This window comes from Aeromonas sp. s8 (genome assembly GCF_040907785.1).
GTDB lineage: Bacteria > Pseudomonadota > Gammaproteobacteria > Enterobacterales > Aeromonadaceae > Aeromonas > Aeromonas veronii.
Window position 1 is genome coordinate 1 of record NZ_JBFOCL010000046.1, and the last position, 13654, is coordinate 13654.

At 60.1% G+C, this 13654-nt stretch carries 12 protein-coding genes; 3 read left to right on the forward strand and 9 right to left on the reverse strand.

Going from position 1 to position 13654, the window contains the following annotated elements:
* Positions 1-102 (forward strand): integrase core domain-containing protein (locus tag AB5Y86_RS15810; RefSeq protein ID WP_368193409.1); only part of this gene is annotated, 102 nt, incomplete at its 5' end.
* A 68-nt stretch (positions 103-170) separates the two neighbouring features.
* On the opposite strand, the gene AB5Y86_RS15815 is transcribed toward AB5Y86_RS15810, so the two are convergent.
* The gene (locus AB5Y86_RS15815) at positions 171-782 is read right to left on the reverse strand and encodes a flavin prenyltransferase UbiX (protein WP_101325777.1); all 612 of its coding nucleotides are present in this window, start codon (positions 780-782) and stop codon (positions 171-173) included.
* Positions 779-2149 (reverse strand): UDP-N-acetylmuramate:L-alanyl-gamma-D-glutamyl-meso-diaminopimelate ligase, encoded by a 1371-nt coding sequence (gene mpl / locus AB5Y86_RS15820; protein WP_236297419.1) that lies wholly within the window; start codon positions 2147-2149, stop codon positions 779-781. Before mpl ends, AB5Y86_RS15815 begins: the two co-directional genes overlap by 4 nt.
* A gap of 258 nt (positions 2150-2407) precedes the next feature.
* Here mpl and AB5Y86_RS15825 point away from each other — a divergent pair, with 258 nt between their 5' ends.
* On the forward strand, positions 2408-3109 hold the full coding sequence (locus AB5Y86_RS15825) for a phosphatase PAP2 family protein (RefSeq protein WP_368193367.1): 702 nt from the start codon (positions 2408-2410) through the stop codon (positions 3107-3109).
* Positions 3110-3178: 69 nt separating this feature from the next.
* Here the strand turns inward: AB5Y86_RS15825 and galE are convergent, their stop codons facing one another.
* The 7 genes from galE to barA form a co-directional block, all read right to left on the reverse strand.
* Complete coding sequence (gene galE, locus AB5Y86_RS15830; protein WP_368193369.1) at positions 3179-4192, reverse strand: UDP-glucose 4-epimerase GalE; 1014 nt, start codon at positions 4190-4192, stop codon at positions 3179-3181.
* 93 nt (positions 4193-4285) lie between these two features.
* Positions 4286-5275 (reverse strand): FAD-binding oxidoreductase, encoded by a 990-nt coding sequence (locus AB5Y86_RS15835; protein WP_368193370.1) that lies wholly within the window; start codon positions 5273-5275, stop codon positions 4286-4288.
* Positions 5276-5386: 111 nt separating this feature from the next.
* The gene (gene hcp, locus AB5Y86_RS15840; protein WP_368193411.1) at positions 5387-7036 is read right to left on the reverse strand and encodes a hydroxylamine reductase; all 1650 of its coding nucleotides are present in this window, start codon (positions 7034-7036) and stop codon (positions 5387-5389) included.
* A 289-nt stretch (positions 7037-7325) separates the two neighbouring features.
* Positions 7326-7793, reverse strand: a complete 468-nt coding sequence (locus tag AB5Y86_RS15845; protein WP_005362843.1) for a Dps family protein — start codon at positions 7791-7793, stop codon at positions 7326-7328.
* A gap of 155 nt (positions 7794-7948) precedes the next feature.
* On the reverse strand, positions 7949-8836 hold the full coding sequence (locus AB5Y86_RS15850) for an N-acetylmuramoyl-L-alanine amidase (protein WP_368193372.1): 888 nt from the start codon (positions 8834-8836) through the stop codon (positions 7949-7951).
* 34 nt (positions 8837-8870) lie between these two features.
* The gene (locus tag AB5Y86_RS15855; protein ID WP_005343323.1) at positions 8871-9350 is read right to left on the reverse strand and encodes a DUF1456 family protein; all 480 of its coding nucleotides are present in this window, start codon (positions 9348-9350) and stop codon (positions 8871-8873) included.
* Positions 9351-9439: 89 nt separating this feature from the next.
* Positions 9440-12157, reverse strand: a complete 2718-nt coding sequence (gene barA / locus AB5Y86_RS15860) for a two-component sensor histidine kinase BarA (RefSeq protein ID WP_201954273.1) — start codon at positions 12155-12157, stop codon at positions 9440-9442.
* Between the two features lie 153 nt (positions 12158-12310).
* Here barA and rlmD point away from each other — a divergent pair, with 153 nt between their 5' ends.
* Positions 12311-13633: a 23S rRNA (uracil(1939)-C(5))-methyltransferase RlmD gene (gene rlmD / locus AB5Y86_RS15865; RefSeq protein WP_368193375.1), complete on the forward strand. Its 1323-nt coding sequence runs from the start codon at positions 12311-12313 to the stop codon at positions 13631-13633.
* The last annotated feature ends 21 nt before the right edge of the window (positions 13634-13654 follow it).

Sequence of the window (13654 nt, forward strand, 5' to 3'; positions counted from 1 at the left end):
GCGCGGGAAATGGTGCGTGAAGCGGTGGATATTTACAACGTGGAGCGGCCGCATCATGCGTTGAAATACAGAACCCCCGATGCGGTGCATAGGGGGTTCTGAGTAGAGAAATGCTAGTTGAAAATGTGTAAACCTATTTCAGGACTAGACAGCCGAATGTGGCGGTCACCTCAATGGTGGCCATAGCCCCAGCGGTGGGTCAACTCATGCTCGACACCGAGATGATCGAGGATGCGGGCGACCATAAAGTCCACCAGATCCTCGATGCTTTTCGGCTCATGATAGAAACCGGGCGCAGCGGGCATGATGGTCACCCCGAGCCGTGCCAGTTTCAGCATGTTCTCCAGATGGATCGCCGAGAAGGGGGTTTCGCGGGGCACCAGGATCAGCTGGCCGCGCTCCTTGATCACCACATCCGCTGCCCGCTCCAGCAGGTTGTCGGAGGTGCCGTTGGCAATGGCCGAGACGGTGCCCATGGAGCAGGGGCAGACCACCATCTGCTTGGGCGCGGCCGAGCCGGAGGCGACCGGCGAGAACCACTCCTCCTTGCCGCAGGCGACAATCTGCCCCTCCTTGGCGCCATATTGGCGACAAAGATAGGCAGAGAGCTCTTTCGGCGAGCCGGGCCAATCCTGCTGCTGCTCGGTCTTGAGTACCACACGAGCTGCCGATGAGGCGAGCAGATAGACCCGATAGTCCGCCTGCACCAGACACTGGAGCAGGCGCAGGGCGTAGGGGGCGCCGGAGGCACCGGTCAGCGCCAGGGTGATCGTTTTGTTCATAGTTCGCCGTGGTAATCCTTGAGGCGGGCGATCAGCTTGTCATGAATGCCACCGAAGCCGCCGTTGCTCATGATCAGAATATGGTCGCCATCACGGCTCTCGGCCACCAGCCGGTTGATCAGGGTCTCCAGATCGTTGAATACCTTGGCGGGTCGGGTCATATGGGCCGTCACCTCGCCGAGATCCCAGCCGATGTTGGGTGGCTGGAAGAAGAACACTTCATCGGCGCCAGTGAAGCAGCCAGCCAGCTCCTCCTTGTGAACCCCCAGCTTCATGGTGTTGGAGCGTGGCTCCAGCACCGCCAGAATACGGGCTTCTCCTACCTTGGCGCGCAGGCCGCCGAGGGTGGTCTCGATGGCGGTGGGGTGGTGGGCGAAGTCGTCATAGACGCTGATGCCCGCTACCTCACCCTTGAGCTCCATCCGCCGCTTGGGGGATTTGAATTGGCAGAGGGCTGCGATGCCATGCTCCACCATGACACCGGCGTGGCGGGCGGCAGCGATGGCCATCAGACCATTGTTGACGTTGTGTTCGCCGATGCACTCCCAGTGCACTTCGCCCTGTTTCTCGCCATCCAGCCACACCTCGAAGGCGGAGCCGTCATCGGCCAGCTTGACCGCTTTCCACTTGGCGTCGTCCTGACCCACCAGCTCTACTTCACTCCAGCAGCCCATCTTGCGCACGGCGGTGAGGTTGTCATCCGCCTGCGGGAACAGCACCCGGCCGTTGCTTGGCACGGTGCGCATCAGGTGGTGGAACTGACGTTGGATAGCGGCGAGATCCGGGAAGATGTCCGCGTGATCGAACTCCAGGTTGTTCATCACCAGGGTGCGCGGGTGGTAGTGGACGAACTTGGAGCGTTTGTCGAAGAAGGCGCAGTCATATTCGTCCGCTTCGATCACGAAGAAGGGGGCAGAGCCGAGGCGGGCCGAGACCGGGAAGTTGCCCGGCACGCCGCCAATAAGGAAACCGGGCTCCAGCTTGGCGTACTCCAGCACCCAGGCCAGCATGCTGGCGGTGGTGGTCTTGCCGTGGGTGCCGGCAACGGCCAGCACCCAGCGATCTTGCAGCACGTGCTCCAGCAGCCACTGGGGGCCGGAGATGTAGGGCAGATTGCGGTCCAGCACATATTCAACACAGGGGTTACCGCGGCTCATGGCGTTGCCAATCACCACCAGATCCGGCGCCGGATCGAGTTGGGAAGGGTCATAGCCCTCGGTCAGTTCGATGCCCTGTTGCTCGAGCTGGGTACTCATGGGGGGATAGACATTGGCATCCGAACCGGTCACCCGGTAACCAAGCTGTTTTGCCAACACCGCCAGACCACCCATAAAGGTGCCGCAGATCCCGAGAATGTGAATATGCATACCGCTTCCTTTCGCAGTAAAGGGAAGTGCGCATTCTAGGGGGTGTTGCGGTGGTGGCACAAGCCGCACTCATGGTGAGAGGCCCACAGATGCAGCACTGGAGGCAGAAATCTTGGCGCTGTTGGGATATGCGAGATTGGAATGGGCTGGAAGGCTTTATTTGAGACTTGATATTGTGTCGCACTTTCTTACAATTCTTCGGTTTTGTGACGCACTCTACAGTTTTACGATATCGCCCTTTTCCAAAGGAGAGTCCCCATGGGCAAGTTCCTGCTTTGCTATCTGGTCGGTGGTCTGGTGGCCATCAGTTGGGCTGCGTTGCCCGCTCATGGTCCCTGGGATCAGTGGGACCTCGCGATTTTTCATACCGTCAACGGCTGGCTCGGCCAGTCGGCTCTGTGGGCCGATCTGGTGGCCATCACCAATAACCGGCTGTTCGATCTGGCGGTTTTGGCCTGTATGGGGCTGATCTTGGCTCGTTGCTTCTTCGCTCGGAATTTGGCGGGTCGTCGCCAACTGGTGGCAATGGGCATAGTGATGCTGCTGAGTGCTCTGGTGATCAACCAGCTTGGTCACCGATTGCCGGTGGAGCGACCCAGCCCGACCCTGATGGTAGCTGATGCGCTGCGGGTGACCCAGATCAGCGGTATTCCGACCAAGGACTCTTCCGGTGATAGCTTCCCCGGGGATCACGCCCTGTTCCTGATGATCTTCGCCGGCTATGCCTTGCGCTATTTGCCGCGCTGGGCGGGAGTCACCGCATTGCTGATGGTGCCAATCTTTTCCGCGCCGCGCATTCTGGCTGGCGCCCACTGGTTTACCGATGTCTACGTCGGCGCACTGGGACTAGCGACCCTCTGTCTGCCCTGGTTGCTGCTGACCCCGCTGGCGGATCGGCTGATAGAGCGCATTGCCCCCCGATTGGCCTGTGTGCCGCTGCTGCGCAGTCAGACCCACTGATGGAACGTCGCAAAATAAAACGCCCCGACATGAAAATGTCGGGGCGTTCTGTTATCAACCCGCGAGAGATCAGCCTTGATAGCCGTTCGGGTTGTTGCTTTGCCAGCGCCAGGTATCGACCATCATCTGCTCCAGACCGCGCTCTGCTTGCCAGCCCAGCTCGGCACGGGCCAGCGTCGGCTCTGCCCAGCACTCGGCGATGTCGCCCGGGCGACGGGGTTTGATCTGGTAGGGAATGGGTCGGCCGCTGGCCGCTTCAAACGCCTTGACCATCTCCAGTACCGAGTAGCCCTGACCTGTGCCCAGGTTGTAGGTGAAGACGCCGGTGTCGCTCTTGATGCGCGCCAGTGCTTTCAGGTGACCGATGGCGAGATCCACCACATGGATGTAGTCGCGCACGCCGGTGCCATCCGGGGTCGGGTAGTCGTTGCCAAATACCCCCAGCTCCTTGAGCTTGCCGACACCCACCTGGCTGATATAGGGCAACAGGTTGTTGGGGATGCCGTTGGGATCTTCACCAATCAAGCCGCTCTCGTGGGCGCCGACCGGGTTGAAGTAACGCAGCAGTACGATGGCCCAGCGGGGATCGGATTTGGCGAGATCACGGAGGATCTCCTCCACCATCAGCTTGGAGCGACCATAGGGGTTGGTGGCGCTGGTGGGGAAATCTTCCCGCAGCGGCACCGAGGCGGGATCGCCATAGACGGTGGCCGAGGAGCTGAATACCAGCCGGAACACGCCAGCCTTGGCCATCTCTTCGCACAGCACTAGGGTACCGCTGATGTTGTTCTGGTAGTAGGTGAGCGGGATCTTGCTCGACTCCCCGACCGCCTTGAGGCCGGCGAAGTGAATGACCGATTCGATCTGGTGGTTGGCGAACAGCTGCTGCAGGCAGGCTCTGTCCAGCACATCCCCTTCGACGAAGGTGACCGGCTTGCCGGTGATCTGCTCGACCCGCTTGAGTGACTCCGGTGAGGAGTTGGAGAGGTTGTCGAGTACCACGACCTGCTGCCCGACGTTTAAGAGTTCAACCAGGGTGTGGGAGCCGATATAGCCAGCGCCCCCTGTGACCAGTATTGTCATTTTTTATCCCGTGTTCTGGTGAAACTGGGCAGAGTCTAGCGCCCCTGTCTACTTGGGAAAAGGTTGGGATACCGATGACGCCTTCACCACGCCTCAATAATCGAGACTGATATCCCCTTTCGCGGTGCAGGAGCAGGCCAGAGCAACGCCGCTCTCCAAATCCTGAGCACTTAGGGTCATCACGCTCTGGCGCTCGATGTCACCTGTGGTGGTGCAACGACAGCTGCCACATACCCCGGCGCGACAAGCCGCCATCATGGTTTCGCCCGCCGCTTCCAGCGCCGCCAGCAGGGTCTGACCCGGCAGGATCTTCACCTTTTTGCCGCTCTTTTTCAGGGTCAGCCAGAAGTGGTCGCTGGTGGTGGTGGCAGGCTCTGCTGGAGGAAGGCCAAAAGACTCCTGATGCAGCTGCTCCGGCGGCAGTCCCAGCTCCGTCAGCATGGTTTTGACCTCCGCCATATAGGGGGCCGGGCCGCAGAGATAGACATGGCGTTCGCGCAGATCCGGGGTCAGTTCGGCCAGCATGGCGGGGGTGAGTCGGCCCACCCAGGGATGAGCCGTTGGCGCCTCTTCCAGAATCAGGGCATGGCGTACACCGGCATGGGCCTCAGCCAGTGCAGCCAAGTCATCTGCGAAGATCACATCTGCTGGCGAGCGGGCGCTGTGAATAAAGCGGATATCGGCATCCGGCCGTTTGGCCAGCTCGTCCCGTAACATGGACCACATGGGGGTAATGCCGGAACCGGCACTGAGCAGTAGTGGCCGTTTGCAAGGGAGGTTGGTCAGGTTGAAATCGCCGAACGGACCATCCACCCGGATCTCGTCTCCCACCTGCAAGGTCTGGTGCAGATGGCGGGAGACCCGTCCCACATCCTTGATGGTGACCTGCCAGCATGAATCCTGCGGGCTGGAGGATAGGGTATAGGCGCGGCACTCCGGCTGGCCGTCGATCTCGGTATGCAGGGTGATGCACTGGCCAGCCAGCACGGGAGGGAGGCTGCCGGAAAGCGGCGCCAGCTGCCAGCTCACGACGTCGTGGGTGTTCTGTTGGCGGCCAATGCAGGTGAGCGTGAGATAGGTCATCACAAGGCTCCTTAGGTTTGAAACGGTTCGAAAAACGTCTGATGAAAAAGCCGGATCCAGAAAAAAGGCGAGCCGGACGGCTCGCCAAACGCTTACAACATGAGGTGCCGATCAGGCCGCCAGGATCTCGGCCAGGTCAGCCTCGGCCGTGGTGGTCCCTTTCAGACCGAACTGCTCTTCCAGCACCTTGAGCAGAGCCGGGGTGAGGAAGGCGGGGGCGGTCGGGCCGGTACGAATGTCCTTCACCCCGAGGGAGAGCAGGGTGAGCAGAATAACGATGGCTTTTTGCTCGAACCAGGAGAGCACCAGCGTCAGCGGCAGATCGTTGACACCGCACTCGAACGCTTCGGAGAGCGCCAGCGCCAGCTGGATGGCGGAGTAGGCATCGTTGCACTGACCCACGTCCAGCAGACGCGGAATGCCGCCGATGTCGCCAAAGTCGAGCTTGTTGAACTTGTATTTGCCGCAGCCCAGGGTGAGCAGCAGGCTGTCTCGCGGTGCCGCCTTGGCAAACTCGGTGAAGTAGGCGCGCTCGGCCTTGTCGCCGTCACAGCCACCCACCAGGAAGAAGTGGCTGATCTCCCCGGCCTTGACCTTCTCGATCACCGCGGGTGCTGCCTGCATCAGAGCGTTGCGGGCAAAGCCGATGGTGATGAAGTGTTCGAGTTCGGTGTGTTTGAAGCCTTCAAGCGCTTGGGCCTTGGCGATCACGGCGGAGAAATCATCCCCCTCAAGATGGGTGACGCCCGGCCAGCCGACGATGGAGCGGGTGAAGATGCGGTCCGAGTAGTTGCCCACATTCGGGTCGATGATGCAGTTGGAGGTCATCACCACGGCGCCCGGGAAGTTGGCAAACTCCTTCTGCTGGTTCTGCCAGGCGGAGCCGTAGTTGCCCACCAGATGAGGGTACTGCTTGAAGAAGGGGTAGGCCAGCGCGGGCAGCATCTCGCCGTGGGTGTAGACATGAATGCCGGTCCCCTGGGTCTGCTCCAGAATGAGCTTGAGATCCATCATGTCGTGGCCGGAGACCAGAATGCACTTGCCGGGGATGGGGGTTACGCGTACCTGGGTCGGCTCCGGATGGCCGAAGGCGCTGGTTTCACCGAGATCCAGCATCTCCATGATTTTGAAGTTGAGCTGACCGATCTCCATGGCACAGCTGAACAGCCGACCCATTTCGCTCGGGTCTGTGCTTAGCCAGCTCATGATGCGGTGGAATTCGGCGGCCACCTCGTCACTCTGCTGATCCAGCACCCGGGCGTGCTCCATATAGGCGGCCGCTCCCTTGAGGCCGTAGAGGCAGAGCAGGCGCAGCCCCATGATGTCTTCGTTCACCTCGCTCTTGCCCCGATTGGGGGCGGCTGATGCGGCATGGGCAAGTTGCTCCAGCAGCTCGGCACCGGGTTCGAAGTAAGCGGAGTGTGGCAAGTCGTTGACCTGCACCGCCATGGCGGTCAGACGATCGGCCAGCTGCTGGCGATAGGCGAGGGCCTGATTGACGTAGGCCACGATGCGGGCGGAGTCGAAGTTGACGTTGGTGAGGGTGGCGAAGAAGGCCTTGGGCACGAAGGCATCGATCTCGCGGTCGATGATGCCCTGCTCACGGGCGGCCAGCGCCCAGGCGCTGAGCCCCTGCAGGGTGTAGATCAGCACATCCTGCAGATCCGAGGTTTCAGCCGTCTTGCCGCACATACCTTGTGCGTAGGCACAGCCGTTGCCAGCCGGGGTACGAATTGTCTGTTCACATTGCACACAAAACATCATGCCTCTCCTAATTTGACATTTCAGTTGTCTGTTTTGTGGCGATTCTATTCCTCTCGCGAAAAACTTAATAGGCATTCAATTTGCCAATTAAGATTCCCTTGATGCAGATCAAAAACAAAAAAAGCCGCCCAAACAGGGCGGCAAGCGGGTGGATAAAAGGAGAGACAACTCAGGTTTGCAACAGAACATAACAATCAGACGGATTGGGCCGTGGTCTGGTCAGGTGCTTCCGGCCCGGTACTTACTCAAGCCCGCATACGTACGCTGTAGCTGGCTTGGTTCACTATCAGGCCAGATAAGCGCGCAGCATCCAGACCAGTTTTTCCTGCTGCTGCACATAGTCGGAGAGGATGGAGGCCGTGCCCTCATCACCGGCTTCGGCGGCCTGACCCAGAATACGACGCTGGGCGACCAGCAGTTCGCGGAAGCTATCCAGCAGGGATTCGACACAGGCGCGGCCATCGTGCAGCCCTTTTTGCTCCGGGATGGCAGAGACTTTCAGGTAGTCACTGAAGCTGTGCATTGGCACGCCATCCAGGGTCAGGATCCGCTCGGCCAGTGCATCGACTTTCAGCAGCAGGTCGTTGTAAATCTCTTCAAATTTCAGGTGCAGCTCGAAGAACTGGTTGCCACGGATATTCCAGTGGAAGCCGCGCACGTTCATGTAGAGGATCTGGTAGCTGGCCAGCAATTTGTTCAACTCGGCTGCCAGGGCTTGTGATTGAGCAGTATCAAGACCAATCGGGCTTTTCATCATTCACCTCCAGATTTGGAAATCGGTTTTAAATTCTCTTTCGGAACGCAGTCAGAATAACGCCTTGCAAAATGCAGGGACAATTGCTTGTGCCTAACTGTTTGATAGCTAACGGCTATCAAACAGTACGCTGCAGTGGGGACAATGGATGAGTATTAGGGGAAGTATTTTTCCAGCAGCGCCATCAGGATGGCCTGACACTCGCGGTCTGGTTTGCTATCGACCTTGCTGGCGCGAAAGTGGAGTTGAAAGGCGCCCATGACGGCGCGGCTCTGCTCATCCCACTGGCCGGTTTGGGACAGGCCGTAGCCATAGCGGGCCAGCTGCTGTTGCCACATGGTGGCACTCCATTCCAGCAGAGGGTTGGCAAGCAGCTCTGCCACCCGGTTTTCATCAGGCCAGGCGCCGACGCCATACTCCAGATAGAGCTGACGCCAGGGGAAGTGGGGGCCGGGATCTTGCTTACGCTCGGGGGCGACGTCGCTGTGAGCCAGCACCTGGGTCGGCGGGATCCGGTAACGGTCGACCAGCTTGCGGCTGAGTGCGCCGACGGCAGCAATCTGCTGCGGGGTATAGGGTTGCCAGCGGCGCGCATCGGGGGCCAGCGGCTCATCTTCTGCTGGATAGCCGAGGTTGACGATCTCGATGCCAAGGGAGCTGGCATTGAGCCCGGCATATTGGTGCCAGCGGCTGCGTCCCGCATGCCAGGCGCGCGCGCTGTCCGGCACCAGTTGATAGACGGTGAGCGGTGTCTCGCGGCTGTCGCGGGGGATCAGGTAGTGGGCGCTCACCTTGTGCTCCGGCTCGGTCAGCAGGCGCAGGGAGTTGGCATCATCTTCATCGGTGTAGTGGAGGATCAGAAAGGCGATCCGCTCGTTCTGGTTGGCGCTCTGATAACGGGTTGAGAGCTGATATTCGGACGGAGTACAACCACCCAGCAGCAGAACCAGTGGCAACAAGAAGAGGGGAAGAAGACAGCGCCAGCGCCATCCCCCTGCTGCAGCCAGGTTGCTGAGCGTGGGAGGAGTGAGTCGCTGGCACATGTCGAAGGCTCTGTCTGGTCAGTCGCGCGGCTGGTCAGCCGCGGTATTTGGCCGTGAGACCAATCAGGAAGTTGCGCAGGATCTGATCCCCGCAATCCTGATAGTGCTTGTGATCCTTGGAGCGGAACAGGGCACTGAGCTCGGACTTGGAGAGGTTGAAGTCGGCGAGTTTGAGGGTGCCGAGCATGTCCTCTTCCTTGAAGTTGAGACCGATGCGCAGCTTGCGCAGGATCATATTGTTGTTGATACGGTTCGGGATCACCTGGGGCGGTGCATCTTCCCGCACGCCGCGGCGGGCGATGATGAAACCGTCGAGGAACTGGCTCAGGGCCGAGTCGGGACAGGCGACATAGCCTGCCTCTTGCTCTTCACCTTCCGCTGCCTCTTTCATCAACCAGCTGTGCAGCTGGGCGTGAGTGACCGTCAGGTTGCCCTTGGCAAACATCTCGACCATCTGGTCGTTGCTGATGGTGAGGGCGTAGCGCAGACGGCGCAGAATATCGTTGTTGGTCATGCTGACTCCTGTGTAAACGGCGCAACTTTACCATCTGGCAGCCCTCGCGTCAGAAAAAGCGGGGGCCGATACAGTTCAGGTCAAGCTCATCAAGCCTTGCCGAGATAGCGGGGCGCCTCCTGGCGCACCAGTTCCAGCGCATCTTGCAGCTCCAGCAGCTCGGGTTCCAGTTCGCTCACCGGCACGCCGTCACGCAGCTGTTGCTCCAGCTGGGAGAGCAGCCGTTGAAGTCCCGGCACCCCGGAATAGGCACAGCCACCGTTGAGGCGATGGAGCTGGGCCAGCACCTCGCTATCTTCAATTTCGCCCGCCAGTGCGCTATCCAGCACAGGTTCCACCTCGTCGAAACTGGCCAGCAGCATGGTCAGCATCTCTTTGGCGAGATGCTCTTTCCCCGCCGCCTGTCGCACCGCCAGTGCCCAGTCGATCTGTTGGGCACCATTATTCTGGTGGCGGCGATGGGCAAAGTCGGTGATGAGCTGGGCCAGCATGCTCTCGTCGATGGGCTTGGCCAGATAGTCGTCCATCCCCTGGCGGATCAGCCGCTCCCGTTCGCCGGGGATGGCGTGAGCGGTCACCGCCACGATCGGGGTGGTGGTGTTGAGGGACTGGTTGCGGATCGCCTGGGTGGCGCTGATGCCATCCATGATCGGCATCTGGATATCCATGAAGATGATGTCGAACGGTTGGCTCTGGGCCTGTTTGACCGCCTCCTTGCCGTTTTTGCACACAACTACCTGACTCACCATCTCCTTGAGCATGGCGGCGATCAGCTTGAGGTTGGCTGCGTTGTCATCCACCGCCAGCACCTTGATTGGCTGCAACTGGCGCGGCGCAGGCTGGGCGGGCAGCTTCTGGCGGCTCGATTCCGGCGAGAGCAGGGCGTGCAGCAGCTTGCGGTGGTTGACCGGTTTGGAGAGACAGTGCTGGGCGCCATGGGCCAGCATAGCTTCATAGAGCGCCGGCTCGTGGCTGCTGAGCAGCACTATGGTGTTCTGCTGCTGGCCGTTCAGTCTGTCGAGACGGCCGAGCACTTGCTGCGGCGTATGCAGGGTGCTGCTGCCGATGATCACCATCTCCTGCTCGCTCATCTCGGGCCAGGGATCATCGCTGGTCAGTGGGTGCACGTCGAGGTGCCATTCCGCCAGCAGGGCGAGCAGGGAGGCTTGCGCGAAGGGATCCGGTTCCAGCAGCCAGAGCCGTTTGCCACGGATCCGATCCAGCGGCAGTTGATCGGTCTGGGGCAGGGGGGATACCTCCACATCCAGACTGAAGGAGAAGATGGAGCCCTTGCCGAGCTCCGATTCAAAACGGATCTGGCCGCCCATCTGCTGCACCAGCTTCTGGGTGATGACGAGGCCCAGGCCCGTGCCGCCATAACGGCGGGAGATGGAGGAGTCGGCCTGATTGAAGGCCTGGAACAGCTGATGTTGCTGCTCTTGGGAGATGCCGATGCCGGTATCGCGGATCTGGACGTTGAGCCTCACCTTGTGGTTGCCACTGCCGGTCTGCTCGATATGGACATCCACGTTGCCCTGCTCGGTGAACTTGATGGCGTTGCCGGTGAGATTGGTCAGCACCTGTTGCAGACGCATGGGGTCGCCGGTGAGGTAGTCCGGCACATCGGCATCCACCCGCAAGGAGAGCTCCAGCTGCTTGTCGTGGGCGCTGGGGCCGAGCAGGTGCATGGTCTCGTTGAGGGTGTCGCGCAGGCTGAACGGGATATGCTCCAGCTGCAGCTTGCCCGCTTCCAGCTTCGAGAAGTCGAGGATGTCGTTGATGATGCCAAGCAGGTTGCGCGCCGACTTCTCGATGGTCTGCATGTAGTCGGTCTGGCTCGGGGTCAGGCTGGTTTTCAGCAGCTGGCGGGTAAAACCGATGACCCCGTTGAGCGGGGTACGCAATTCGTGGGACATGTTGGCCAGAAACTCCGACTTGACCCGCGCCGCCTCCTGCGCCCGCTTCTTGGCCATGTCGAGCTCGACGTTCTGGATCTCGATCTGCTCCAGGGTTTCGCGCAGGTCAGAGGTGGCCTGATCGATATTCTGCTGCATCTCTTCGTGATATTCGGAGAGCGCCTTGGCCATGGCGTTGATGCCGTTTTTCAGCATATCCAGCTCGCCGGTGAGCTGGCCGCTGACCCGGGTATCGAGCCGCCCCTCCCTGATCTTGTGCACCGCCTGCACCATGTTGGTGATGGGTTGGGTCACGCTCTTGACCAGACGGAAGCCAAACAGGGTACTGAAGGCGACTCCGATGAGCACCATGATTACCGCAAAGAAGGTGTCGCGGTATTGCAGCAACATGGCCCTGTCGGTCGCCATCTGCATCGAGATGTAGCCGATCATCGGCGGCTCCACATCGCTTGGCAGCGGGAAGCCATCCAGACTGGTTTCAGCCTGGATCGGGGTGCGCAAAATGATGTCGTCTCCCTGAAATGTCACGCTGGTCAAATCGGGAATAGGCTCACCATCGGGCAGCCTGAGCCGGGTGAAATCCCGGTGGTAGTTCGAGGTGACGAACAGCTGGTTGTCCTGGGTGAAAACCGCGATGGACTTGATGAAGGGGGAGTTCTTGCGATGGGTCAGGCCAATCAGCCGCTTGAGGGATTCGCGACTGTGCTGGGTCATCCCGTATTCACTGGCGATTGCCAGCGGTTCGATGATGTTGATCCCCTGATCAATGAGGTTGTTTTCCAGCTGCTGGTAGCGGTGGAAAGTGAAGTAACCGGCCATCAGGCCACCGATGATCAGGGTCGGCAGGATGGTGAAGGCGAGAACGCGTGCTCTCAGGCCATATTTGGTCATACGAACAGGCCACCAGTGAACAGGGTTGGCGATAGGGTTGATGGCAATACACGGGCTCTGTGGCCGTATTTGGTCATACTATTATTCTTGTGGGACAATACCCGGCAGCAGATTCCACAATCATGACATAGCCACCTATAGGCACCAAGTTTTATGGCCCAGTTTTTCAAGCCCCAAAAGAAGTCCACTCAGCTCCAACGCATTGAATTTACGATAGACACCCTCGATCACCACTGCGTCGGTATCGGTCGCCATCAGGGCAAGGCGATCTTCGTCGAAGGGGCACTGCCCGGCGAGACCGTCAAGGCACGCATCACCGAAGAGAAAAAACAGTATGGTCACGCCGCCTTGCAACAGGTGGTGACCCCGGCGGCCAATCGTATCGCTCCCTTTTGCAGCCATTATCGCGAGTGCGGCGGTTGCAGTGCCCAGCACATGTCGGTTGCCGATCAGCAAGCCGCCAAGGCGGCCGGACTGGTCAGCCTGTTCGAGCGGTTGGGCAACATCAAGGCGCCGGCGCTGGAGCCGGTACTGACCGGTGAAGATCGTGCCTACCGCCGGGTCTGTCGTCTGGCCATCAAATTTGACAAGAACGGTCGCTGCACCCGGGTCGGTTTCCGCCGCCGCAACAGCAACGATCTGGTGGAGATCGACGGTTGCCCTGTGCTGGCTGAGCCGCTCTCTGCGTTGATTGGCCCGCTGCGTGAATGCCTCAATCGCCTCAAGAGCCAGCGCGAGCTGGGCCATGCGGAGCTAATCCAGGCCGAGCAGGGGATCATGATGCTGCTGCGTCACACCGGCCGTCCCAATGAGGCGGATCGCGCCCTGCTGGTGGAGTTTGCAAAAACGCAGGGGATCGACCTCTATCTGCAGGCGGCGGATGATCGCATCGAAGCGCTGCAGCAACAATTTTCCACATCCTACTCGCTGGATGGCCTGTCTCTTGCATTTGCACCCGGTGATTTCATTCAGGTCAACGGCCCCATCAACCAGAGCATGGTGGAGCAGGCGCTGACATGGCTCGGGGCGAGCAAGGATGACAAGGTGCTCGATCTCTTCTGCGGCATCGGCAACTTCACCCTGCCGCTGGCCCGTCAGGCTCGCGAAGTGGTGGGTGTCGAAGGTGAACTGGCCATGGTGCAGCGGGCCGAAGAGAACGCCCGTCGCAACGGCATCACCAATGCCCGTTTCTACAAGGCAGACCTGAGCGATGACATTGTCGGCATGTCCTGGGCGCGGGAAGGGTTTGATCTGGTGCTGCTGGATCCGGCTCGCCCCGGCGCGCTGGAAGTGATGGGACACGTCGTGAAACTTTCACCCAAGCGGGTGGTCTACGTCTCCTGTAACCCGGTCACCCTGGCGCGGGACAGTCAGGTACTGGTGAAAGGGGGTTACCGTCTGGTGCGCCTCGGCATGCTGGACATGTTCCCTCACACCGGTCATCTGGAGTCCATGGCGCTGTTTGAACGGGAGTAAATGACTCATCAGTTCGGCGAT

Bases quoted from the DNA above. Each gene is read 5' to 3' on its own strand.
- AB5Y86_RS15815 (WP_101325777.1), bottom strand. From the start codon at position 782: ATGAACAAAACGATCACCCTGGCGCTGACCGGTGCCTCCGGCGCCCCC.
- AB5Y86_RS15855 (WP_005343323.1), bottom strand. From the start codon at position 9,350: ATGACCAACAACGATATTCTGCGCCGTCTGCGCTACGCCCTCACCATC.
- AB5Y86_RS15850 (WP_368193372.1), bottom strand. From the start codon at position 8,836: ATGTGCCAGCGACTCACTCCTCCCACGCTCAGCAACCTGGCTGCAGCA.
- rlmD (WP_368193375.1), top strand. From the start codon at position 12,311: ATGGCCCAGTTTTTCAAGCCCCAAAAGAAGTCCACTCAGCTCCAACGC.
- barA (WP_201954273.1), bottom strand. From the start codon at position 12,157: ATGACCAAATATGGCCTGAGAGCACGCGTTCTCGCCTTCACCATCCTG.
- mpl (WP_236297419.1), bottom strand. From the start codon at position 2,149: ATGCATATTCACATTCTCGGGATCTGCGGCACCTTTATGGGTGGTCTG.
- galE (WP_368193369.1), bottom strand. From the start codon at position 4,192: ATGACAATACTGGTCACAGGGGGCGCTGGCTATATCGGCTCCCACACC.
- AB5Y86_RS15825 (WP_368193367.1), top strand. From the start codon at position 2,408: ATGGGCAAGTTCCTGCTTTGCTATCTGGTCGGTGGTCTGGTGGCCATC.
- AB5Y86_RS15845 (WP_005362843.1), bottom strand. From the start codon at position 7,793: ATGAAAAGCCCGATTGGTCTTGATACTGCTCAATCACAAGCCCTGGCA.
- AB5Y86_RS15835 (WP_368193370.1), bottom strand. From the start codon at position 5,275: ATGACCTATCTCACGCTCACCTGCATTGGCCGCCAACAGAACACCCAC.
- hcp (WP_368193411.1), bottom strand. From the start codon at position 7,036: ATGTTTTGTGTGCAATGTGAACAGACAATTCGTACCCCGGCTGGCAAC.